We start from the raw sequence: 21,290 nt of genomic DNA, 5'->3' as shown, positions 1-21,290 counted from the left end.
ACAGTAAAACAAAAAGGTTTATCGGAAAAATATGGATGTCGTAATGAAATCGATTAAGGGTAAGCCCAATATTCTTCTTATCCTTAGTGATCAACGTAGTGGAAACATTGCAGGTTTCAATGGCAACCAAATAGTTGACACTAAAGCACTAGATGCACTTGCTCAAAAGGGTGTTCAGTTCGGTGCTGCTTACTGTCAGGCACCCCAATGCATCCCAAGTCGTTTATCGCTCCTAACTGGTCGTTACCCACATCGTTGCGGAGCCTGGGACAACGAAGCTCAGCTGTCCGAAGAGTATCAGACCATCCCAAAATGGCTAGGAAATCACGGCTACGCTACCGCAGCAGTTGGCAAGATGCACTTTAGAGGCATTGAGCAAAATCACGGTTTCCAACACCGACCCTTCGGTGACCTTGTTGCTTCGAAAATTGATTTGCACCAACCTGATCCCCCTTCGACAGCTGATGGTCGTTCTACTGATCACGCCGTAGGGCGGTTTCCCTTCGCTGGCCCATCCGTTATTCCCGAGAGTCTCCACTCTGACACGATAGTCACAAGAGAGAGTTTAGCTTGGGCCTCAGAATTCTCTGATGAAAATCCGGAAACCCCCTGGTTTCTATGTACCTCCTACTTTCGACCTCATTTTCCGCTTACTGCACCTGGTCGATACGTCCGGAAATACCAGAATAGAGAATTGCCCAAACTTAAACCACCCGATAATCTCGATCATTTCCACCCACACGATCGATTTATTGTCGAGGATTTTGGCCTCCAACATTTCAGCGAAGACGAGCACCGTAACGCTCTAACTGCTTACTACGCTTCAGTTGATTATGTTGACGACCAGGTTAGAGAGCTCCTAGCTGGTTTTCAGCGTAATGGATTGCTTGATAATACCTTTGTGATTTACAGTGCCGACCACGGTGAGATGGCTGGAGAACACGGTCTGTGGTGGAAGCGCAGCTATTATCAAGCTTCCGCAGCCGTACCATTGCTCATTGCCGGTCCCGGAATACCCCCAGGTACGCGGGTCGAAGAGCCTGTTGAATTGACCGACCTCTTCCCAACTTTCTGCTCCTGGGCTGGAATTGAACCTCCTAATGGACTGGACGGCGAGACCCTAGGTCCTTTAATCGATGGTTGCTCTGATCTCCGGCGGAAAACTTACGCCATCAGCCAAATATTGGGTGGTGCTAAGGAGACTAGGTTCCGGATGGTGCGAGATCAACGGTGGAAGCGAATAGAATTCCCCGCAGCGCCACCAAGATTGTTCGATCTTCAGAACGACCCAGGGGAAACACAAGATCTTGCCAAGAGTCATATAGATAAGAATCTTGACCTACCCTTAAACGAAATTTTCGAGTCTTTTGATGACTGGGACAGTCTCGATCATGCCCGCGAAAATGATGAAAAGCATAAGAAGTCACCAAAAACTACAAGCCGCGCCGCGACTCACTACCGGTTACCTGACGGTCGTGTTGTTGACGCTGATGACCACCTATACGATGGAAGTTCCGTAGAAGAATAGGTTTTTCCTATTCCTTCGCGAGATATAACCGGATGTATTGTGCTTCCCGAACGAGAGGTTAAAGAGCTACGTTTATGGCTTTCAATAGATCGGTCGATTCCGGTTCAACATCTGGTCCAAAACGGGCTCCCACCTGACCTTCCCTGTTAACCAAGAATTTTGTGAAGTTCCAGGAGATATCTCCGGCTCCGTCTGGTTGGGTATCCTGTTCGGTTAACCAGGCATATAGAGAGTTACGACCAGCACCATTTACGTCCACCTTAGCGAACATTGGGAAGGTGATTCCGTAATTGTTAGTGCAAAAAGCCCGGATCTCTTTTTCATTCCCGGGCTCCTGGCTTCCGAATTGGTTGCAAGGGACCCCCAGAACCTCAAAGCCTCGGTCACGATATTCATCGTAGATTACCTGTAGTCCCTGATATTGCGGGGTTTTCCCGCACTCTGATGCTACGTTAACTACTAAGCAAACCCTGCCCGCGTACTTTTTGAGGGAACAAGATTCACCATTGATTGTCTCTAGGGTGTGTTCGTAAAAGCTTGACATGAACATGAGAGTACCAAACGTAACTTAAGGAAAAAAAGATTTGCAACGCTTCGAGATTAATTGCCTCTGGAATATTCTGCCCTATTGTATTGATAGTTTTGCACCTGGTATGAAAAGATAGGTTAATTAAACCCGGAGGTTCGTTGTGCTGATAACACAAGAAGACATAAATTCTTATCGTGATAAAGGATTTTTCTTCCTAGAGGGAGTCATGTCTGATGAACAGGTTAAAGGAATCCGTGCTGAATGTGATCAACACGTTGAACAGGTAGAGCGTGATATCGAAGAGGGCCGGTCAAAATCCAATATCACTCACTATAAAAGCCGTTACTTTATTTCTAGTCGAGGGCACGAAAATCCTCACAGTTTTGCATTAATGTTCAGTGATCTAATGGCTGATATCGCTCGAGCTACTCTCGGTGAGACTGCTTACCTGTTTAATGAACAATTTGTAGTTAAAGCACCAAGAGTCGGCGGCAAATTCGCTTGGCATCAAGATTCTGGATATATCGGGCACTACCATCAACCTTACCTTTCTTGCTGGTGCGCACTTGATGATATGTCGGAGGAGAATGGTACGGTATATGTTCTGCCATTTGACCGTGCAGGAATGAAACCAGATGACCTTTTTGATCACGAGCGCGAAGTAGGGAGTAATGACAAGGTCGGATACTCTGGAGAAGACCCAGGAGTACCCGCAATTGTACCGGCGGGGAGTATCGTGGTGTTTTCAAGTCGCACGTTCCACCGTAGTGGTCCGAATATTACTGACCAACCACGACGGAGTTACCTAACTCAGTACTCTGCCGAACAAATAATGAATAAGGACGGGTCTGACTTATGGGGCCAGGCTGTGCCTTTCTTAAAAGATGGAAAAAGAATGGAAGTTACACAGACTGAACGCTATTGGAGTGAGCGCTTAAAAGCAAAATCCCTTACCTAGCCTAAGAGGAAAACACGGGTAAGACGGCGTAAATGTAGCGAATACACGGCATTAGTTTCCCTAAAATTACTTTCTTCTGGGCAATTTTTTTGTTTAAATATGTTTCGGAATTTTGACGGAACCGGGTATTAACTCCACTTTTCTAATCCTAAAAATCTTTTCCCGAGCATCGTTGGCGATGCTCGGGAATTGTCGTTGATGTTCAAGATCCCTCCCACTCAGGAGTGCCATTGTTATGGTTTCACTTGATCCGATATGGTTCTAGCAGATCGTAGTCAGGTGTTATGCCAAGGCCTGGACGGTCAGGAACTAGTACATAGCCGTCTTCATCTAAAACTAGTTCTTCCTTGAAAATTTGGCCTCTTAATGGGTCGACTGTTTCGCGATAGTACTCGAGCATGAGACCGTTCGGAATAGCGGCTACTAGATGAATATGTACCTCCTGAGCACCGTGAGGTGCGATGTGAAGGTCTTGCGATGCGGCTAAAGCAGCAACATTCATGAATTCGGTAATTCCACCTAGGATTTGTGCGTCCGCGTTGAAAATGGCAGCGGCCTCATGTTCAATAAGATCTCGAAAACCGTAACGCGTATATTCATTCTCCCCTGTCGCTATAGGGATAGAAGTAGCCCTAGCAACGCGGGCGTGGCCACGGTAATCATCTGGGGCGACCGGTTCTTCAAACCAAAAGACGTCGTAAGGCTCTAACCGACGGGCGATATCGATAGCCTCATAAGCTACATAAGCGTTATTCGCATCAACTAATAGTTTGACCGTAGGGCCTATTGCTTCACGAACAGCGGCTACACGTATCACATCCTCCTGAATGGTAACTCCGCCAATTTTCATCTTTACAGCTTTTGCTCCTAGGGCGAGGTTTTCCTCCATCTCAGTAGCTAATTCAGTGAGGCCTTTCCCTTCCTCGTAATAACCTCCCGCAATGTAGGCAGGAATACGGTCGGTGTAGGCCCCAAGTAAACTGTGTACCGATTTACCCACAGTTTTCCCCATTAGGTCCCAAAGGGCAATGTCTATTGCGCTGATGACCTGCGTTGAGATGCCCCGCCGACCAATGATCTTGGGTTGCCACATTTCATCCCAAATGCGTCTGTACTGAAAGGGATTTCGGCCGATTAAGGCCTGTTTGAAGTGTTCTATTAGGGCTTCGGTGACAGCACCCGGTCGGCCTGCAGCGGTGCCACCACTGTAACCAATACCCGTTATGCCGGCGTCAGTGGTTACGTGGACAAGATTAAGCCCGATAGTAACGTAGGTGTATCGTCCGTTCCGAATTGGTTGAGGTCGGGGCCAAGCGTAACGATTTACAGTAACGTCGGTTATTTGCAAGTCAATTGCTCCCATCGCGAGTGTTGAGGAGCCCAGTAAGGGGATCTTTTTCGGGCATACATCTTGTTTGTTAGGTCAATTTTACAACTCATGAGCGTTTTAACCAGACGTTCATCTCGCCTAAGCCTCGGTGTGACCACGCATAGTAAGGTATCAGGGTCACGTCATTCCAACAGATTTTGGTAACGCCACCAAGTAGGTTTGGATTGTATTCAGCCTCAAGGTCAGCATTGTCCGGGAGGGAAATGTTCAGGGCTTTACCGTTGTTATCGACTCCCTCAGCACAGTAAACGATTGGCCCACGCTCAATAGCTGTAAGACCCCGGTTTTCTTCAACATTAACGTGACTTACTATTCGCTTTGCTTCCATTGGCAACCGTAGATGAATCTTGTCTCCCGGCAACCAAGTTCGTTCGAGAACGGCAAATCCCTGGTTTATCGTAGTCTTGACGGGGTTACCGTTTATCCACACGGAGGTTTCCTGGTCCGACTTATTTAGGTAGCGGTAGAGATTGCTAGGGAAGGGTTGATTTCTTGTCCAGCCAGGAATTCGGAGATGGAGGGTGAAATCTAATTCCCGCTCTATATCTATTGTGAGGGTTATGTCGCCTGACCACGGGTAATCGGTTTCCTGATTAATCATTACGTTACCAGTAGAGGTTGGGATGGTAGCGGTGCCAGCAACAAAAAGATTAACGTAGATATCGGTTCCACTATAGGCGTAAACGTAGCCAGGTAATGACGGCATTACTCGGGTCACGTTTGTTGGACAACAAGAGGTTTCGAACCAAGGACTTCGTTCCGCAGAAATCCCATTGTTAAAGGCCCATTTCCCATCGGAGGATAATGGATTCACGTAGAAAAAAGCGTCTCCCTGCATAGATACTCCGGAAAGGAATCCGTTATAAAGCGTTCTTTCAAGTAAATCTATGTACTTTGCATCACCATGCAAAAGGAACATCCTGTGGTTCCACATCATGTTAGCTATTGCGGCACAAGTTTCGGCATAAGCTTCGGAGTTAGGTAATTCAAAATCCTCACCAAAGGCTTCCCATTTATGCCTAGAGCCTATGCCGCCAGTTACGTATGTGCGTCCCTCAACGGCATTTGTCCAAAGAGCATCGAGCGCTTCAACGTAATCTTGGTCACCAGTAAGTGCAGCGATGTCAGTCATGGCGCTGTACATGTAGCCTGCCCTTACACAGTGACCGACAACTTCGCGCTGATCAATGACTGGTAGGTGATCCTGATGAACCCTCGGGTCGTCCGAATAGGAAGGGGGCCTATCGGGATGATCTAGATAACCACGCTGATCTAAGAAGAATTTAGCGAGATCAAGGTAGTGTTTTTCTTGAGTTTCGCGATAAAGCTTAACTAGGCCAATTTCGATTTCTTGATGGCCGTGGACGTCATTAATCTTTCCGGGACCAAAGGTATCGTTGATCAACTCAGCGTTTTTGATCGCAACATCCAGGAGAGTACGCTTACCGGTTGCTTGGTAGTGAGCAACGGCAGCTTCGTACATGTGCCCAACATTGTATAGCTCATGATTAATCGCCAGGTTTGACCAGCGCGTACTTCCTTCCTTCTCTGGAGTTACTGCTTCTGTATCTATCGTGCGGGCAGTATAGAGGTAACCATCCTCCTCCTGAGCGCCTGATATTTTTTTGATCAGCTCGTCTAGATAAGTGCTTAACTCCTTATCTGGGTGAAGATGGAGCGAATAAGCAGCACCTTCGATTACTTTAAAGACATCCGAATCGTCATAAAAAATTCCTTCGTGGGGTCCTTCCATCAGGCCAGCAGCTTTTGTGAAATTATCAATTCGGCCTGTCTCTTCGGATTTGGCAAAATTGAAGGGGATGCTTACTTCACGGTTAATTTTAAGGCGCGGTAACCAAAATTGGTCGTTGAATCGTACGCCTGTGAATAAAACTGTGGTAATGGGGTAGTCCATAGAAACCTCCTTTTCAAACTTATTTTTCGAGTGATTCTACCGTAATCTGTTGGGCCATTAGCTTCGCAAACGCCTAATAATGTCTCTTACAGCCTATTTTCATGTTGAGGTTCCTAAGAGTAGTGTTTTAGGCTAAATAAACAGTTTCATTTTGTTCTGCAGAATTGTAGATAGCTAGGGCGATCTCCAGTGAACGAATCCCGTCTTTTGCATTAACGTAAGGGTCGGTACCTTGGTTAATAGCGTGTACGAAAGCTTCAGCCTGTCGCCCAAAATTGTAATGCGGACCTAACTCTTCGCTTAACGTGTGGGTTTCGATGCGTTCAAGACGACTATCGCTACTCAGTTCGGCCCATTCGCGCGTCCGAAGCCTTAAAAGCCCATTACTACCGTAAATCTCAGTTTCCCAGAACTTGGGCTGAGCTCGGTAGAGAGGAGCGCTAGAAGTGAGGGTGGCGACTGCGCCGTTCGTAAAGTTCAAAAGGGCAGAGATGCTCGATTCGATTTCGCTACTTGAGTCAAAACGTGCAGCTTGGGCCGTTACAGACGCAACCTCGGATCCCATGAGCCAGCGGAGTCGGTCAAGGCCGTGGATAGAGCTGTACATTAGTACGCCTCCACCTGCTGCTGCTTGATTCTCTACCCAGCCACCTAAGTGAGGGCCACGCTGGCCCCCCATAGTTTCTCTTGCCACCATGGGTTTACCGATAGCCCCCTCATCGATCCATTGGCGGGCTATTTGTAGTTCTTCGCGGTACCTATGGACAAAACTAATAGTTAAACTTACATTAGCCCTATTACATGCTTCGACAATGCGCTTCCCATCCTCAAGGGTAATGGCTATCGGTTTTTCCATCAGTACGTGAATGCCTCTAGCAGCGGCTTCCTCAGCGGGCTCAAGGTGTAGATTGTGTGGCAACGCTACAACCAATATGTCAAGATCCATGTTTAGCATGTCCTGCCAATCGGTTACTGCACGGGCGCCGTATCGATCAGCTACTGAGGAGGCAAGCTCTTTGTTGAGGTCGGCTATCGCAACGATTTCGGCTCCTTCGGTCGTGGAGAACCCAACAGCGTGGTGGTCACCTGCCTGACCGGCTCCGGCAATTCCGACACGAAGACTCATTGTGAACTTCTATCCGTTTTAAGAATTGTCATGATGTGCCTCCTGTAACCAGTTTATGTAGGCCAGAACCCCTCTATAAAGGTCAAAATGAGGATACCAGCCTGTGTCGGCTTTAAGCCGTTGTAGGTCCATACCGGCACGGGCTTTGCTTGCCTCTAGTGTTATGTCTGCGCCCTCCGGTTCATCTGATTCTTGCCACTTGAATGTGGGAACGGCTTCACTTATTGCTTCTAGTGCAGTTTTAAGAGTCTCAGCTTGGTTACCGCCAACGTTATAGACGTTGTGGTTGAGCACTTCAACCTCTAAGAGTGATGCGAAAGCTTCCGCAACATCGGTAACATAGCAGTAATCGCGTGAGGTGGATGCTCCAAAAACGGTAATCTCTTTTCCATTCAAAGCTGCGTGAGCAGCTTGGTGAATACGAGATAGGCCGAGGCGAGAGCCAGTAGTTCGCTCCATCGGTCCGTACGCGGAGCCGAGTCTTCCTACAGCTACACTCATTCCAGTAAGCTCGCCATAGCGCCGACAAAGGTGTTCCGAAGCCTGTTTAGCAATCGTATAAATGTTGGTGATATCTAATGAGACTTCTTCTTTCTTAAGCGGTATTGGTGGTGCTGCGCCGTATATGCCACTTGAGCTCACAAATACTAGGCGCTTGACATCAGAAGAACGACCAGCCTCAAGCAAGTTCAACGTACCAGTAGCATTTACGTCGAATACTTTTGCTGGGTCAGAGTATTCTTCATCTGGCGTAGCAGTGACCGCGGCAGCGTGCAAAATGTGGGTAACGCCTTGGCTTTGCACGAGGTCCTGCATTCCCTCCCTATCAGTTACGTCACCTTTGACCCAATTAACCTGAGATCTATAGTTTCCCAAAAATGACAATGTGGTTTCATCTGGGGCGCGGCGGGTAAGTGCAATCACGCGCCAACCTACACTGGCTAGTCGGTATACAACATTTAATCCAACGAATCCCAAAGCCCCTGTTACCAGAACGCTCGATCTGCTTTTTTTCATCACAACTTAGTTTAACGTGCTTGTGAGTATTTCAGGTGTGGTTATTCTCTGCATTTTAGCGATCAGGTTTTCATGCGTGGATCAAGTACATCGCGTAGCCAGTCGCCCAATAGAATCATACCTAGAGTAGTCAGGGTGATGGCGATACCAGGAAAAGTAGATAACCACCAGGAGGTTGCAAGGTGATCACGACCATCAGCGAGCATTATTCCCCAGGTTACGGTCGGGGGTTGGACACCAAGACCGAGGAAGCTCAATGACGATTCAGCAATAATCACGGTGGCGATTTGCAGAGTTGCAAGGACAATGATCGAAGCCGTAACGTTCGGCAGGACGTGCTTATATATCACGCGAAAAGAGACCTGTCCCAGTGCATTTGCCGCCTCGACATATTCGAGATTCTTGACAGAAAGCACTTCTCCTCGCACTACGCGGGCAAAGACAACCCAATTTGCAAGACCAAGTACGACCACGAGAATTAATATGCTATTACCGCCACTTGTTCCTACCACCCCGACGACAGCGAGGGCCAGTAAGATGAACGGGATGGCCATAAAAGTATCAATAACTCGGGAAATGAAACTATCAACTAAACCACCAATGTAGCCACTAATTAAGCCTAAAGTCACGCCCATTAATAGCGAAATACCAACGCCTATCACACCTACCGCTAACGAGATACGCGTACCGAAAATCAACCGGCTAAGAAGATCCCGGCCGAGCTGATCAGTGCCGAGAAAATATCCGGGTTCACCCCCAAGCCAACTTGGGGGCAACAAACGCCCTTTAAAATTGAAGGCTGTCGGATCATGGGGTGCAAGCAGGGGGGCTCCGACCGCTAGAATCACAGCGCCTGCTACTAAAACAAACCCAAGCAGTCCCACAGGACTGCGCAATAGACTTCTTACCCACCTAAATCGTGGGGGCTTGCGAGACGCTGCCTCAGCAGAAAGGTCAGTAGCGGGCATCAGCTGTACCGGATGCGGGGATCAAGATAGGCATAAAGAATGTCTACCACTAAATTAGTGAACATAATCACCAGGGCGAAAACCATCACACCAGCCTGTACTACCGCAAGATCACGTAGAAGCACCGAACGAAGTAGCAGGCGCCCCATGCCAGGCCAAGCAAAGACTTCTTCAATAATTACTGATCCGCCTAATAGCCAGGCCATTTGCAGACCAAATACTGTTACTACTGCAATCAATGCGTTGCGTAAACCATGGCGCAGGATAACCGTCCACTTTTTTAAACCCTTAGCGTGGGCAGTTGTCATGTAGTCCCGCCGCATTACTTCAAGCAGGCTTGACCTCAGCACTCGAGCTAAGGTTGTAGCGATACTTGTTCCAAGCGTAATGGCCGGCAGGATAATTGATACTAACTCGAGCCGACCTGAGGGCGGTAACCACCGGAGTTGCACCCCCACCACTAAAATAAGCATTATTCCAATCCAGAAGTTCGGCATTGCACGGCCCAGTGTGCTGCTTGTAGTTACTAAGAAGTCAATCCATGTGTTTTGGTAAACCGCAGACAATATGCCAGCCGGCGCTGCAATCAGAAGAGCAACTACAATGGAGGCAAGTGCTAATTCTAAAGTTGCAGGAAGACGGTCAATTACAAGTGGCATGGCTGGCTCTTTAAATCTTAAGGAATCTCCGAAATCCCCTCGGATGATTAGGCTGAATTGTGTGAAGTACTGTTCAAGAAATGGCTTATCAAAGCCGTAAGCCTCACGGACAAGTTGAACTTCCTCCTCAGTCGCATCCGGTTCCACCATGTGCGCTACGGGATCACCACCGACACGAATAAGGATAAACAGGACCACAGTGAGTCCCAGAAGAGGAGGGATCATTTGGAAAAGTCGGGAGAGAAGATAGCGAGTCACGATTTATCTTTCAAGAATCTATTATATATAAAGATTTTGTAGTGATTGCGGGAGCGAGGGAAAAACCCTCGCTCCCGCATCGACTTCATAAAGCTAGGCGAAATGTTGAACTCTCAAGAGATCCACATTTTAGCCTAATAGCTTAGCGGTTCAGTACAGCGTCACCCATCCAGAGGAAGCCGTCAAGTGGCATGCTCCACTCAAGATCTGATGTACGACCCATTGCATCCTTCATCTGGTAAAGGGGGATCATAATCGCTTCTTGTAGCACGATATCGAAGACTGCACTCATTTGGGCACCACGTTCGACTGGGTCCATGTTAACCGCACCAGCTTGGATTAAAGCTTCAGCTTGGTCGGCTCTTGAGCCTTCCCAGCCAGTTCGGAATCGACGGCCTTCTTCGAACGAACGAACAGCGATCCATGGATCAAAGAACGAGTTTCCTAAGGCATCCATGTAGATTTCTTCGTTCTTGTTGGGGCGGTAAATCTGCTCACGGAAGGTAGTCACGTCGAGAACCTGAAGGTCAATATTAAGACCGACGGCTTCTAACATGGCTTCGAGAACTTCGCTGACTTCCTTCTGCATGAGCCAGGAAGTGCTGCTGTGGAAGGTTAGTTCCTCACCATCGTAGCCAGCTTCAGCAAGTAAATCCTTAGCTCTTTGAGGATCATAAACACCTACTTGGTTGTAGTGTAGGGGATCCCAGCCTAAGGTTGGCGGTGTGAGACGAGACAAGGTTGGAATGCCAAGTCCGCCGACAACATCGATCAGGGTCTCGCGATCGATGGCATAGCTTATTGCTTGGCGGATGCGGACATCCGAAGTAGGTCCTTCCCAGTCAGGCAGATCTTCCGAACCACCCTGCCGGAGCGACAGTAGCATTACCCGCGTGGTCAGGAACTCTTCCGTCGAAGTTCCGTCGTTGGCATTGATGCGATCCCAATCCTGAGGAGGCACACCTACCGAAAGATCGATGTCGCCAGTGAGGAGGTTAGCAATCCGGGTGGAAGTCTCCGGAATGGACCGCCAGATGATCGTGTCGATGTCAGGCTTGCCATGCCAGTAGCTCTAATTAGCTGCAAGGACTAAATTATCATCTTGGTCATAGCTGACCAAACTGTAAGGTCCAGTGCCGACTGGGTGGTAGTCGCCATCACCCACAGGGGTCATTGCTGGGCCTGCGCCAGGCGCTTGGATGCCGCAACCGGTGCCAGCCATTTTACTGAGGAAGGCAGGTTGGGGCTTGTCAGTAATGATATCGACCTCATATGGTCCATGAATCACCACGTCAGTAATGAACGCCCATTGACCGAAAGTGATGAATTCGGCCCTTGAAGCATTCGTAATTCGCTGATAGGTCCATTTAACCGCATCGGCGTTGAATTCCTCGCCGTTGTGGAAGGTTACGCCCTCCCGGAGCTGCATACGCCAAGTGGTTGGATCGATGTTCTTCCAAGACGTGGCGAGCCAGGGCTCGAAATCAGCTGTTGCGCGATTACGCCAAACGAGGCAATCGAACAGGTTCATATGGATCCAGGTTGCTGCAATCGCCCAATCACGTGGCGGGTCAAGCAACGATGGTAGTTCATTCATACCGATAGTTAGAGTCTTCTGCGCCTGTGCGTTACCGAACAGGAGCAGGACAGCTAGGGCGACTAACCCCAAGCCGGTCACTCTTTTTATAACGAGCTTCATCAAAGCAGCCTCCTTAAATGGCTTGTTGCTAAATAGTTTATGGCTTATAGAGTTTAGCACGGAAATTTGTTTTTAGCGAAAATTCCCTTAAATATTGGCTTAAAACACCTCCCAAAGTAATTAACGATAGGTTTCGTTTGCAGTGGTGTAGGTTTTTACTTTAGCAGGATCGAGATCAACACCAAAACCAGGTTTTTCGGGCACCCTGAGAACTAAACCATCTGGTTCGAAGGGTTCAGTTAGAAGCGTGTCTTTCAGGTACGTAAAAGGTGATGGCCACCGTACACAAGGGAAGGCTACTGCAACGTGGGCAGCCATAGCAGCAATAACGTCAAAATAAATAGCAATTGATAACGACAAGCCAGCTGCTTCGAAAATCGATGCAATCTTCACCACGTTAAGGAGCCCACCATGTTTAGTGATCTTCATGAGCGCCAAGCTGGCGGCCTTACGGCGGACTACCTCTATCGAATCCGGTGGGGCGTAGATTGCTTCATCAGCCATAATTGGCGTGTTGAGCCTCCGCGCTAAGGTACTCATGTCGTCAAGATGGGCGACAGGTTGTTCAACCGTACCAAGTCCACCAATAGCTTCCATCTCACTCAAAGCCGGAATTGCTTGATGAAGGGTATAGCCGGTGTTTCCGTCAGCCTGGATGACGGCGCGACCGTTCACGGCCTCGGCGACAGCGCGAAATCTAGCAACGTCTTCTTTCGGGTCTAGACCAATTTTCATCTTCAGAACGGGGAAAGCTTGCTGAGAAAGGATGCTATCGGCTTCATTGGCCATCCGCTCGGGCGTATCGTGATGAACAAAGCCCATTAAGTCAACACCACTCCGAACCTTACCACCGAGTAGTTGATAAACCGGGACCCCTAAAGCTTTGCCTTTCAGATCCCACAAGGCCATTTCCACTCCCGCATGTGATGACCAGTGGTCCGGTAACGCCGTCTGCATCTTGGCGTAGAGCCGCTCGATGTCGAAGGGTTCCTCACCAACAATTACAGGTGCGAGGTGCGTGTGAATGTTGACCGCAATTCCTTCCGCCGTTTCTCCGTAAGAACGTGGCGCCACAGCCGTTTGTCCAATACCAGTTTTTCCCTCACTCGTAACTAGTTGGACTAGCACAGTGGTGGCAAAGTCACCACTGCCGTAGGAAGTGGTGAGTGTATCTACCCGGGGCAGTCGGACGACATTCGTCTTTACTTCGATTATCTTCACGTGTATTCCTTCCGACAGCGTTGCTTCGTTAAAGGCGTTTCAGGGATTACGGTAGAAAGGTACATACCTCAATGATCCTTAGGCGACGCGATCTCAATTCCGTAGTCTCGGTAGGCGCCCTCTGGAGTTACGTAGCCAAGCGCCACATCCCTTACGACCAATTCTCTCTCTCTTTCTTTAACGTCGCCGAATCCCGCGCCTCCTGGCATTCTCATTTCAATTTCGTCTCCTGGACCGAAAGCCAGGATGGGGAACTCTTCTAACACTTTCCCATTGAAACGCACCTCACCTGTAGTCCCCACTGAGCCGCCGTCAAGACCGGGAGGTGCACAAAAAATTTTGTCGGGTCGGACTCGGGCATTGTAAGTTACGTCTGCAACGTTCCGGACTGTCATGACCTGCCCAACCCCTCCGCGGCGCCTACCTGGCCCTGCGGAGTCAGGCAGAAGCTCCTTGTTGAGGAACAGGACCGGCGACCGCAATTCCATAATCTCGACTGGAGTAACTACACTGTTGTGGGGAAAAGCGACGGGAATTAACCCGTCCAGGCCCTGCATCGCCCCGCGTCCTCCGTGAGGAAGAATGTGGGCACTAAAAGTGCCGTAGCCTTCGGAAGTACCACTTACGCTAAACGGCCAGATGGAACCACTACCAGCTTGAGCCTGTTCTCCCAGAACAGGCCACACTGCTCCAAAGATTACCTGGTTAATGTTGTTAGTAGTTTTGGCGCGGGCGCGCACCGGGTGAGGGAAGGTTGTATTCAAAATGCTTCCTTCAGGTGCACTTACATGGATTGGTCTAAAAAGAGCTTCATTATTGGGAACTTCCGCAGCTAAAGCACACTTGAAGGGGTACATTGTACTCGAGAATGTCACGTTATAAACGCAATTTATTGCAGCCGTTGGGGTTTGTGGAGACGTGCCAGCGTAATCCACGTAAATGTCGGTACCGCGAATTTCGACTGTTGCGTGCAAGTGTACAGTGTCAATGTACCCGTCAATGTCAAGCCCAAACTCATGCTTCCCATCGGGGAGCTCACCTATTTTACGTCGTAGGAGAGCTTCAGAACGCTTAAGTATTTCGTGAGAAAGACCTTCTAGGCTTTCCATGGCGTAGTCATCAAGGAATTCCTTGACCCTACGAGCACCAACCATGTGGGTACCAACAATAGCTCGGAGGTCACCAAGCACAAGGTCGGGAACCCGGCAATTATTCCCAATTATCTCAAATAGAAGCTCGTTCTCTTCACCCGCCTCGTAAAGTTTCGTTGGTGGCAACCTAAGGCCTTCCGTGAACACGTCAGGCGCAACAATGTCACCGTCATGACCACCCACGTCGGAGAGGTGAGCAATAGTTCCCATGAATGCCACCACTTTGCCTCGCCAAAAAATTGGTGTAATTAGTGCGTAATCCGGAAGATGACCCGCTGCAAGCCAAGCATCATTGGTTACAAGAACATCCCCCTCTTGTAATGTTTCAAGTGGATACTTTTCTAGTAAAATTTTCGCTGTTCTGGGCAAAATGACGCAAAAGTCAGCCGGACTAAAACTCGATTGGCATAGTGACGAGCCCTGGCCGTCCAAAAGAATACAAGCGAAGTCGTGACTCTCTCCGACTATTGTCGAGAAAGAGGTCCGGATTACTGCATTGTCAACCTCGTCCATGATGGCAATCAGGCGCTGCCATTGGATCTCGAGAGTGACAGCATCAATGTCTGTCCCAACTGTTTTAGTCATCTTCTCCTTCTAGGTGCGCTAGTATCTAAATTCAGATTCAATTTTAGAGCCCAACGCTAACATACGAGTAGCTTCAAGTCAAAGCCCGGTAGCTCAGGATTAACGTCTGTGACGCTAACTATTCACCCTTACAAAACTCCAATACAGAGTATTTGGGAAAGTAGCAAATCCTAAAAGTAGTTATAGCCAGCGCCTGTACCAGTCCAAGTAACGTTCTATGCGAAAGGCTCGGTGCCAAGGCCTGCCATTCCTAGATAGTTCATGCGTCTCGTTAGGAAAGCGTACCAACTCTGTGGGTACTCCTAATCGTTTAAGTGAGATATATAGTTGCTCGCCGTTTCCTACAGGGCAACGGTGGTCAAGTTCGGAATGAACAACCAGTGTTGGGGTTTTGATTGAACCCACATAATGAATTGGTGAGCGCTCAAGGTAGATGTCCGGGATTTCCCAAGGTACTTTCCCGTCAAATTCGGTTTTATCTAACAAAAAGCCAATGTCCCCTGTCCCGTAGAAAGCGTTTCGGTTAACAAGGCTTCGGTCAACCACTGCTGCCTTGAACTCCGGGTGGCGGGCAATGATCCACGTGGCCATGTAACCCCCGTAGCTACCGCCTGAAACGGCGAGACGTTTTGGATCGAGGAAGTCGAACTTCGCCAGGGCGTCCTTAAGGAAAGCCATGTTGTCCTCATAGTCAAGGTCACCCCACTTACCACGGGTCGCTGCAGAGAACTCTTGTCCGTAACCGTAGTTTCCTCGTGCATTGCAGTTGAGCACGGCGTAACCTTGGGCGGCATAGGTTTGCCATTCGTGTACGAAAACGCTAGCGCGCATTCCCCCTGGCCCTCCACCGGTATATAGGATCACTGGGTAACGCTTACCCGCCTCGTAACCTACTGGCGGCATAACCCAACCGTCCACCTCTACGCCACTCGACTCTGAACGGAAGCGAATCGGTTCGCACAGTTCCAACTCATCCAGTAACGTGGAGTTGACATCAGTAACTTGTTGTAAGGACGTTGAATCAACAACCTCGTAAAGATCACAAGGGTGGACGCTAGTCGTGATGAGAACCACCCGCCTCTTTCGAGTCATATCGGTAGAGAAGGCGTATACAGCACAGTCACCTTGAGTTAGGCGGGTAAGGTTTCGGGAAGTTATGTTGAACTCAGCCAGGTGGACTTCCCCACCCTCATTTGCTAACACCAACAAGCTTTTGCCATCCGGCAGCCAGACGGGACCGTCATCGCCACCGTACCGTCGCAAATCCTGATTCCGAGAGTAATCCCCGAGACTTACTTCTAGGTGTTCGGAGACACACTCACCAACTCCAGAAGAAACATCCACGAGCCACAGTTTCTGGATTCCATAGTGTCCCAGTGTCGGATCATCGTGTCCGCAAACGGCGAGAGTGGAACCGTCAGGAGAAAACGCGAGGTCGTTACTACGCATGTCTTCTAGTCCAAATAGCTCCCTGGGCTCAACAGGTTCGTTAGATGTTGCGTCTACAAGGTAGATAAACAGTTTGCGTTCAAATTCGAAGTCAGGATCTAGGTTGCCAGCTATTGCTAGGGTACTCCCGTCAGGACTCCAGGTGGGAGAGGTGTACTCGGAGCGACCGGATGTTAGAAGTACGGGACTTTGTGCAACACCAAGCTTCGGGTCGAATGGTACTCGGGCGACATGTCGATAGTGACTACCGAGAAGTCCCAAGGCGTCTGATTTCCAACGGATTCGATCGACGACCAAAACATCCCGATTAAATCTTTCGAAAGGATCGAGATCGGTAGGGGGTGGCTTTAGAGGTTCCAATCCCTTTTCTGGGTCTATTAAAGTAGTGAAAGCGATTTGTGTACCGTCAGGTGACCAATGTGGTTCTGATGCTCCGCCAGCCAGCGAAGTGAGTTGGGTGGATTCTCCGCCTGAGGAGGAGATTGCGAAAAGTTGTGGTAAACGTCCACGAAACGAGGTTGCCTCTGCTACTTCTGAGTCGCTTTCGGGGGCAGTAACTGAAGCTAAATAGGCAACGGTTTGGCCGTCGGGTGACCAGCGCGGGCGGGTGTCCTGACCACCGCCGGAAGTGAGTTGCGTGGTTACGTTACTACCAAGATCAGTAACATGCACGTTCGACCGGTACCTGTTGGTTTCAGGATCCATCCACGTTTTCACCCAAGCGACACAGGTGCCGTCTGGGGAGACCTGAGGGTCGTCAACCATCGTAAAACTGAACAGGTCCCGTGAGTTGATGCGCCGTTTTTGAGTCATGCTTCCTCCCTCGTTACTCTCAATTGGTTTTGCGAAAAGCGTACCGCTCGTAAAGCAGATCAACACGTTCGTTAGAAAAAATAAATTCGACAGGTGAACTGCGGCCGCTCGAGAAGGTAGTAAAAAGGGCGTGATCTTCAGTTACTGATTCTGGTGTCAGCCATACCTTACGGTCCTCATTGAACATCCAGATTGACAATTCTAAATTATCTCCCCGACGGTGCACTTCGGCTTCCATTGTGTCACGGAATGAGCGGTACGAACCAGTCAGGCGTTGTAGCAGTCGATCAAGTTTAATGAATGGCAGGTCTTCAAAATCTAAGCCCAGGCCGTGGGCAATAGCAGCTAAAGTCAACTGCCGCATTGGGTAGCCATGACCGTTGGTCTGGAGTACAACCCCGAGTCCTTCCTTCGGGGCAAACGCGATGTGACCGGTACTGCCCATGACTCCTCCCCCGTGTCCAGCAACATTGATGCCTAGGAAATCTTCTTGCAGGTAGAGTCCCAGTCCAAATCGTTCTATCGAGCAAGACCCTCTCTGGTTAGGGAATAAATTAGTCTCTGAAGCGGTCATTTCCACAGCAGGTGTTTGCATCAAAGAGAGCGATTCGCTTTCGATAATCTGAACGCCATCTTCCGTAATGCCGTCGTTCAAAAGCGCCAATGTGAGTTTTGAGAGGTCTTCAACGGTGCTTACGAGGCCGCCAGCAGCAGGAATATCGCTGTAAAGGTTGCTGCCAACGAAGAGTTTGTTATCGCGGTCCCTCATGTAAGGGGTAACGCGATTCTCGTCCTGCTCTACAATTTTTCTTTCGAAGTGGCTTCTTTTCATGTCAAGCGGCTCAAGCAGAGCTTGCTTTATGTACTGTGTGTAGGGCACTCCTGAGGCAGCCTCGATGATTGCTCCAAGTAAGACATAGCCCTCGTTGAGATAAGCCCAGCGTTTTCCTGGTTCTGAATGGATCCAGCTTTCGGAACCGGCCATGAATGTCAGCAGGTCAGCCGTGCTGCCGATGGGATAACCTTCGGTGTGCCAGCGGCGTGACATCTTAGATTCGGAGAAACCAAGGGCTGGGATGCCACTTGAGTGAGAAAGAAAATGACGGATCCGGATAGGCTCATCACGTGCTAGGAGCGGGATTCCTAGGTAGTCACCTACTGGATCTTCGAGGTCGAGTTTGCCCTGTTCCCGGAGCTGCATGACGGCTAACGCCGTAAACACTTTCGTCACACTACCGATACCGAACATGGTTTTTTCAGTTGGCGTATTTCGGCGGTCTAAGTTCGTGAACCCCATTCCGCGTTGGTGAACAACTTGTCCTTTTTCGATCAAGGCGAAAGCCAAGCCGGGAAGTCGAGTAGTAACCATTTTCTCGAGCACGAAAGCTTCCAAGGTCGCCGGTTTAGAAAAGCCAGTAGACATGAGGTTACTCGAAGTTCTCGCGATGAGGAATGTCAAGCCATTTTTTCTCTTCCCAAGATCGTTTCACTGTAGCTACCAATTGGTGTAATCGGTGGGCATCAGCAAAGTTAGGGGCAAAAGACTTACCGTTAAGCCAACAATCGCGGAAGTGGGCAAGCCCGTGTGCAATGTTGTACCCGGCGCTACCTACCTCTAGATCCCCTGCTCGGTGTAGTTCTTTGGGAATGTCTAGTTGGGTTGGGGCGTTATCGTTTTTACGCATTCCTGAAAGAGTAACGGGGCTATAAGAAACATAATAGGGCGTTGTTGCGGTTATTTGTCCCTCCTCGCCATATATCTCTAGCCGGAAGCCTATCTGTTCAGTCGTGACGTTGCTGACGTTGGCTGTCCCACTAACCCCGCTTTCCATTTTTGCTTGATAGCTCACTGTATCTCGGGCGGTCCACCGGAACGCTTCTCCGGTGTCAGAATAAATATCCTCAGGATGAAGCGTCTCGGCACAACCCGCTAAAGATACTACTGGCCCCAGTACAGACTCGAGGGTGTCAGTTGCATGCGAGCATGCTACGCCCAAAGCCCCACTGTGTTCTTCCTCCATGGCCGACCACCAGTGGTCCGACCTTACTGGAAAGCGAGGAAGGAGGTGGGACATTCGGAAGAACAACGGGCGTCCAACGTATCCCTCCTCTAACAGTTGTTTCAGGTAAATAATGCCAGGTGCATGGCGCCCTTGAGTGCCGACAGCAGTAAGAACTCCAACTTCCCTAGCCAGCCTAGAGAGGGTCTCAGCTTCATCTGAGTTGAGTCCGAGTGGCCATTCGCAGTACACCATCTTTCCTGCCTTGAGGGCTGCCCAGGACACTGGGTAGTGCGATCGGACAGTGATGGAAACAATGACTAAATCAACTTCGGGGTCCTTGGTTAGGGAATCGATACCTACGTGGTAACGCTTAGCCCCGTATCGCTCAGCTGCAAGTTGAGCAGTTTCTTCGCGTGTGGTGCAAACTGCAGTTAATTCAAACTCAGGTCCAGATAAAATTGCGGGTATATGTGCTCGGGCGCCGAAACCACGAGCGTGGCGATCGGCACCGACGAGACCGATACGGAGAGGACGATTAGGCGACATAATCTCGTTTACAGATCAGCTGTATATTGAGTGACTTTATCCCAGTCGAGCTCAACACCCAAGCCAGGCGCATCTGGCGCTCGCAGGTCAAGTCCTTCAGGTTGGAATGGGGTATCGACAATTGTGTCATTCAGGTCTGTGGCTGGCGAAGGCCAAGTGACACAAGGGAGCGCTGCGGCAAGATGAGCGGCAGCTACTGCAATTAAATCGTAGTAAATAGCAATGGATAAGGATAGGCCGGCTGCCTCAAAAATCATGCCGATCCGGTGGACATTCTCAAGGCCACCATGCTTACTGATCTTCATCAACGCGACGGTAGCGGCTTTACGCCGGACTACCTCTATAGCGTCATCGGGAGCGTAAATCGCCTCATCAGCCATGATTGGAGCATTAAGCCTATTAGCTAAGTCAGCCATATCTTCGATCCGTTTCACGGGTTGCTCAGCTGTGCCAAGGGAGCCTATGGCTTCCATTGCCATCAGGGTTGGTACTGCCTCAGCGATGGTGTACCCGATGTTGCCATCAGCCTGAATAACTGCTCGCCCATCTATTGCTTCCGCCACAGCTGCGTATCGTTTGAGGTCTTCCTTCGGGTTGATCCCAACCTTCATTTTTAATACAGAGTAGGGATGTTCCTGAAGAATTTGGTCCGCCTGTTCAGCCATGCGCTCAGGGGTGTCGTGGTGCACGAAGCCCATGAGCGTAAGTCCCTGTCTAACCCTACCGCCGAGGAGTTGATGAACGGGTACTCCAAGGGCTTTACCTTTCAAATCCCATAGAGCCATATCGACTCCTGAGTGGGAAAAAGTATGGTCAGGTAGGGCAGCTTGCAATTTACGATTAAGGCGCGAAATATCGAAGGGATCCTCACCAACTATGGCAGGTGTCAGATGTGCTCGCACATTAGCGATCATGCCCTCAGCCGACTCACCATAAAAAGGAGCGTCAACCGAGGCCTGACCAAGGCCTGTTACCCCCTCATCAGTTTTGATTTGTACAAGAACTGTCGTGGCCCAATTTTCGCTACCGTATGAGGTTGTTAGCTGAGCGGTCCTCGGGATACGGATCACGTTTGCTAAAACTTCAGTTATTTTCACGAGTATTCCCCCTAAAAATTTTAAAACCTGATACCGGAATAGATGCTAATACCAAAATTTAACAGTTATAGTGTACTCACGTCCAAAGGTTGTTTTGACAACCATGTGGTTCGTTAGCCTTGGAATCGCCACCCTAATTCAGGGATATTTCTGATTTCCGCCAGGCCAGGGAGTGTCCAAAATGAGTAATAACCAACGGGATGTTGTCCCTTCAAAAGCTGATGGCCCAAATTATCGTTTTGGGTTCGATATTGGGGGCACGTTTACAGACTTTGTCCTAATAGACGCGTCGACTGGTGAGATTTCGAGTTATAAGACTTTAACGACGCCAGCTGACCCGTCACGTGCAGTGATGGAGGGCTGGGAGGAACTCCTTCA

The 21,290-nt window shown here is 49.4% G+C and carries 17 protein-coding genes and 1 pseudogene; 3 read left to right on the top strand and 15 right to left on the bottom strand.

Annotated elements, in window-relative coordinates; genetic code table 11:
- Positions 1 to 31 precede the first annotated feature (31 nt).
- A complete protein-coding gene (locus tag CMO31_04435) occupies positions 32 to 1,528 on the top strand; it encodes a hypothetical protein (protein ID MAZ53248.1) in 1,497 nt (498 codons plus the stop codon).
- 58 nt (positions 1,529 to 1,586) lie between these two features.
- On the opposite strand, the gene CMO31_04430 is transcribed toward CMO31_04435, so the two are convergent.
- Positions 1,587 to 2,072 carry a glutathione peroxidase gene (locus tag CMO31_04430; protein MAZ53247.1) on the bottom strand — a complete coding sequence of 162 codons (486 nt, stop codon included), beginning with the start codon at positions 2,070 to 2,072 and terminating at the stop codon, positions 1,587 to 1,589.
- A 211-nt stretch (positions 2,073 to 2,283) separates the two neighbouring features.
- Between CMO31_04430 and CMO31_04425 the strand changes: the two genes are divergently transcribed.
- On the top strand, positions 2,284 to 3,015 hold the full coding sequence (locus CMO31_04425; GenBank protein MAZ53246.1) for a phytanoyl-CoA dioxygenase: 732 nt from the start codon (positions 2,284 to 2,286) through the stop codon (positions 3,013 to 3,015).
- 241 nt (positions 3,016 to 3,256) lie between these two features.
- Here the strand turns inward: CMO31_04425 and CMO31_04420 are convergent, their stop codons facing one another.
- The 14 genes from CMO31_04420 to CMO31_04355 all read right to left on the bottom strand — a co-directional run bounded on the left by CMO31_04420 (position 3,257) and on the right by CMO31_04355 (position 20,912).
- Entirely contained in the window at positions 3,257 to 4,363 is a 1,107-nt protein-coding gene (locus CMO31_04420) for a mandelate racemase/muconate lactonizing protein (GenBank protein ID MAZ53245.1), read from the bottom strand.
- Between the two features lie 88 nt (positions 4,364 to 4,451).
- Positions 4,452 to 6,320: a six-hairpin glycosidase gene (locus tag CMO31_04415; GenBank protein MAZ53244.1), complete on the bottom strand. Its 1,869-nt coding sequence runs from the start codon at positions 6,318 to 6,320 to the stop codon at positions 4,452 to 4,454.
- A 127-nt stretch (positions 6,321 to 6,447) separates the two neighbouring features.
- Positions 6,448 to 7,446: a hypothetical protein gene (locus CMO31_04410; protein ID MAZ53243.1), complete on the bottom strand. Its 999-nt coding sequence runs from the start codon at positions 7,444 to 7,446 to the stop codon at positions 6,448 to 6,450.
- An 18-nt stretch (positions 7,447 to 7,464) separates the two neighbouring features.
- Positions 7,465 to 8,463, bottom strand: coding sequence for a hypothetical protein (locus CMO31_04405; GenBank protein ID MAZ53242.1), 999 nt, complete (start codon positions 8,461 to 8,463; stop codon positions 7,465 to 7,467).
- Between the two features lie 62 nt (positions 8,464 to 8,525).
- Positions 8,526 to 9,431, bottom strand: a complete 906-nt coding sequence (locus CMO31_04400) for a peptide ABC transporter permease (protein MAZ53241.1) — start codon at positions 9,429 to 9,431, stop codon at positions 8,526 to 8,528.
- Complete coding sequence (locus CMO31_04395; protein ID MAZ53240.1) at positions 9,431 to 10,315, bottom strand: ABC transporter permease; 885 nt, start codon at positions 10,313 to 10,315, stop codon at positions 9,431 to 9,433. The genes CMO31_04400 and CMO31_04395 overlap by 1 nt, the downstream gene beginning before the upstream one ends.
- A 175-nt stretch (positions 10,316 to 10,490) precedes the next feature.
- Positions 10,491 to 11,396 carry a hypothetical protein gene (locus CMO31_04390; protein ID MAZ53239.1) on the bottom strand — a complete coding sequence of 302 codons (906 nt, stop codon included), beginning with the start codon at positions 11,394 to 11,396 and terminating at the stop codon, positions 10,491 to 10,493.
- A 24-nt stretch (positions 11,397 to 11,420) separates the two neighbouring features.
- Positions 11,421 to 12,047, bottom strand: a complete 627-nt coding sequence (locus CMO31_04385) for a hypothetical protein (protein ID MAZ53238.1) — start codon at positions 12,045 to 12,047, stop codon at positions 11,421 to 11,423.
- A gap of 120 nt (positions 12,048 to 12,167) precedes the next feature.
- On the bottom strand, positions 12,168 to 13,268 hold the full coding sequence (locus CMO31_04380) for a hypothetical protein (GenBank protein ID MAZ53237.1): 1,101 nt from the start codon (positions 13,266 to 13,268) through the stop codon (positions 12,168 to 12,170).
- A gap of 68 nt (positions 13,269 to 13,336) precedes the next feature.
- Positions 13,337 to 15,004 (bottom strand): methylhydantoinase, encoded by a 1,668-nt coding sequence (locus tag CMO31_04375; protein MAZ53236.1) that lies wholly within the window; start codon positions 15,002 to 15,004, stop codon positions 13,337 to 13,339.
- A 180-nt stretch (positions 15,005 to 15,184) separates the two neighbouring features.
- Complete coding sequence (locus tag CMO31_04370; GenBank protein ID MAZ53235.1) at positions 15,185 to 17,266, bottom strand: hypothetical protein; 2,082 nt, start codon at positions 17,264 to 17,266, stop codon at positions 15,185 to 15,187.
- A 19-nt stretch (positions 17,267 to 17,285) separates the two neighbouring features.
- Positions 17,286 to 18,689 (bottom strand): hypothetical protein, encoded by a 1,404-nt coding sequence (locus CMO31_04365; GenBank protein MAZ53234.1) that lies wholly within the window; start codon positions 18,687 to 18,689, stop codon positions 17,286 to 17,288.
- A 4-nt stretch (positions 18,690 to 18,693) separates the two neighbouring features.
- On the bottom strand, positions 18,694 to 19,815 hold the full coding sequence (locus CMO31_04360) for a hypothetical protein (protein ID MAZ53233.1): 1,122 nt from the start codon (positions 19,813 to 19,815) through the stop codon (positions 18,694 to 18,696).
- An 8-nt stretch (positions 19,816 to 19,823) separates the two neighbouring features.
- Positions 19,824 to 20,912, bottom strand: coding sequence for a hypothetical protein (locus tag CMO31_04355; GenBank protein ID MAZ53232.1), 1,089 nt, complete (start codon positions 20,910 to 20,912; stop codon positions 19,824 to 19,826).
- Between the two features lie 181 nt (positions 20,913 to 21,093).
- Here CMO31_04355 and CMO31_04350 point away from each other — a divergent pair.
- Positions 21,094 to 21,264 (top strand): annotated as a pseudogene (locus tag CMO31_04350) (hypothetical protein).
- Positions 21,265 to 21,290 lie beyond the last annotated feature (26 nt).

This window comes from Trueperaceae bacterium (assembly GCA_002707365.1).
Classification (GTDB): Bacteria; Deinococcota; Deinococci; order Deinococcales; family Trueperaceae; genus UBA6957.
The sequence above is the reverse complement of the archived record's forward strand: the minus strand, read 5'-3'. Positions and strand labels throughout refer to the sequence as shown.

Bases quoted from the DNA above. Each gene is read 5' to 3' on its own strand.
- CMO31_04395 (MAZ53240.1), bottom strand. From the start codon at position 10,315: ATGATCCCTCCTCTTCTGGGACTCACTGTGGTCCTGTTTATCCTTATT.
- CMO31_04400 (MAZ53241.1), bottom strand. From the start codon at position 9,431: ATGCCCGCTACTGACCTTTCTGCTGAGGCAGCGTCTCGCAAGCCCCCA.
- CMO31_04375 (MAZ53236.1), bottom strand. From the start codon at position 15,004: ATGACTAAAACAGTTGGGACAGACATTGATGCTGTCACTCTCGAGATC.
- CMO31_04435 (MAZ53248.1), top strand. From the start codon at position 32: ATGGATGTCGTAATGAAATCGATTAAGGGTAAGCCCAATATTCTTCTT.
- CMO31_04370 (MAZ53235.1), bottom strand. From the start codon at position 17,266: ATGACTCAAAAACGGCGCATCAACTCACGGGACCTGTTCAGTTTTACG.
- CMO31_04415 (MAZ53244.1), bottom strand. From the start codon at position 6,320: ATGGACTACCCCATTACCACAGTTTTATTCACAGGCGTACGATTCAAC.
- CMO31_04425 (MAZ53246.1), top strand. From the start codon at position 2,284: ATGTCTGATGAACAGGTTAAAGGAATCCGTGCTGAATGTGATCAACAC.
- CMO31_04385 (MAZ53238.1), bottom strand. From the start codon at position 12,047: ATGAAGCTCGTTATAAAAAGAGTGACCGGCTTGGGGTTAGTCGCCCTA.
- CMO31_04410 (MAZ53243.1), bottom strand. From the start codon at position 7,446: ATGAGTCTTCGTGTCGGAATTGCCGGAGCCGGTCAGGCAGGTGACCAC.
- CMO31_04360 (MAZ53233.1), bottom strand. From the start codon at position 19,815: ATGTCGCCTAATCGTCCTCTCCGTATCGGTCTCGTCGGTGCCGATCGC.
- CMO31_04365 (MAZ53234.1), bottom strand. From the start codon at position 18,689: ATGTCTACTGGCTTTTCTAAACCGGCGACCTTGGAAGCTTTCGTGCTC.
- CMO31_04430 (MAZ53247.1), bottom strand. From the start codon at position 2,072: ATGTCAAGCTTTTACGAACACACCCTAGAGACAATCAATGGTGAATCT.
- CMO31_04405 (MAZ53242.1), bottom strand. From the start codon at position 8,463: ATGAAAAAAAGCAGATCGAGCGTTCTGGTAACAGGGGCTTTGGGATTC.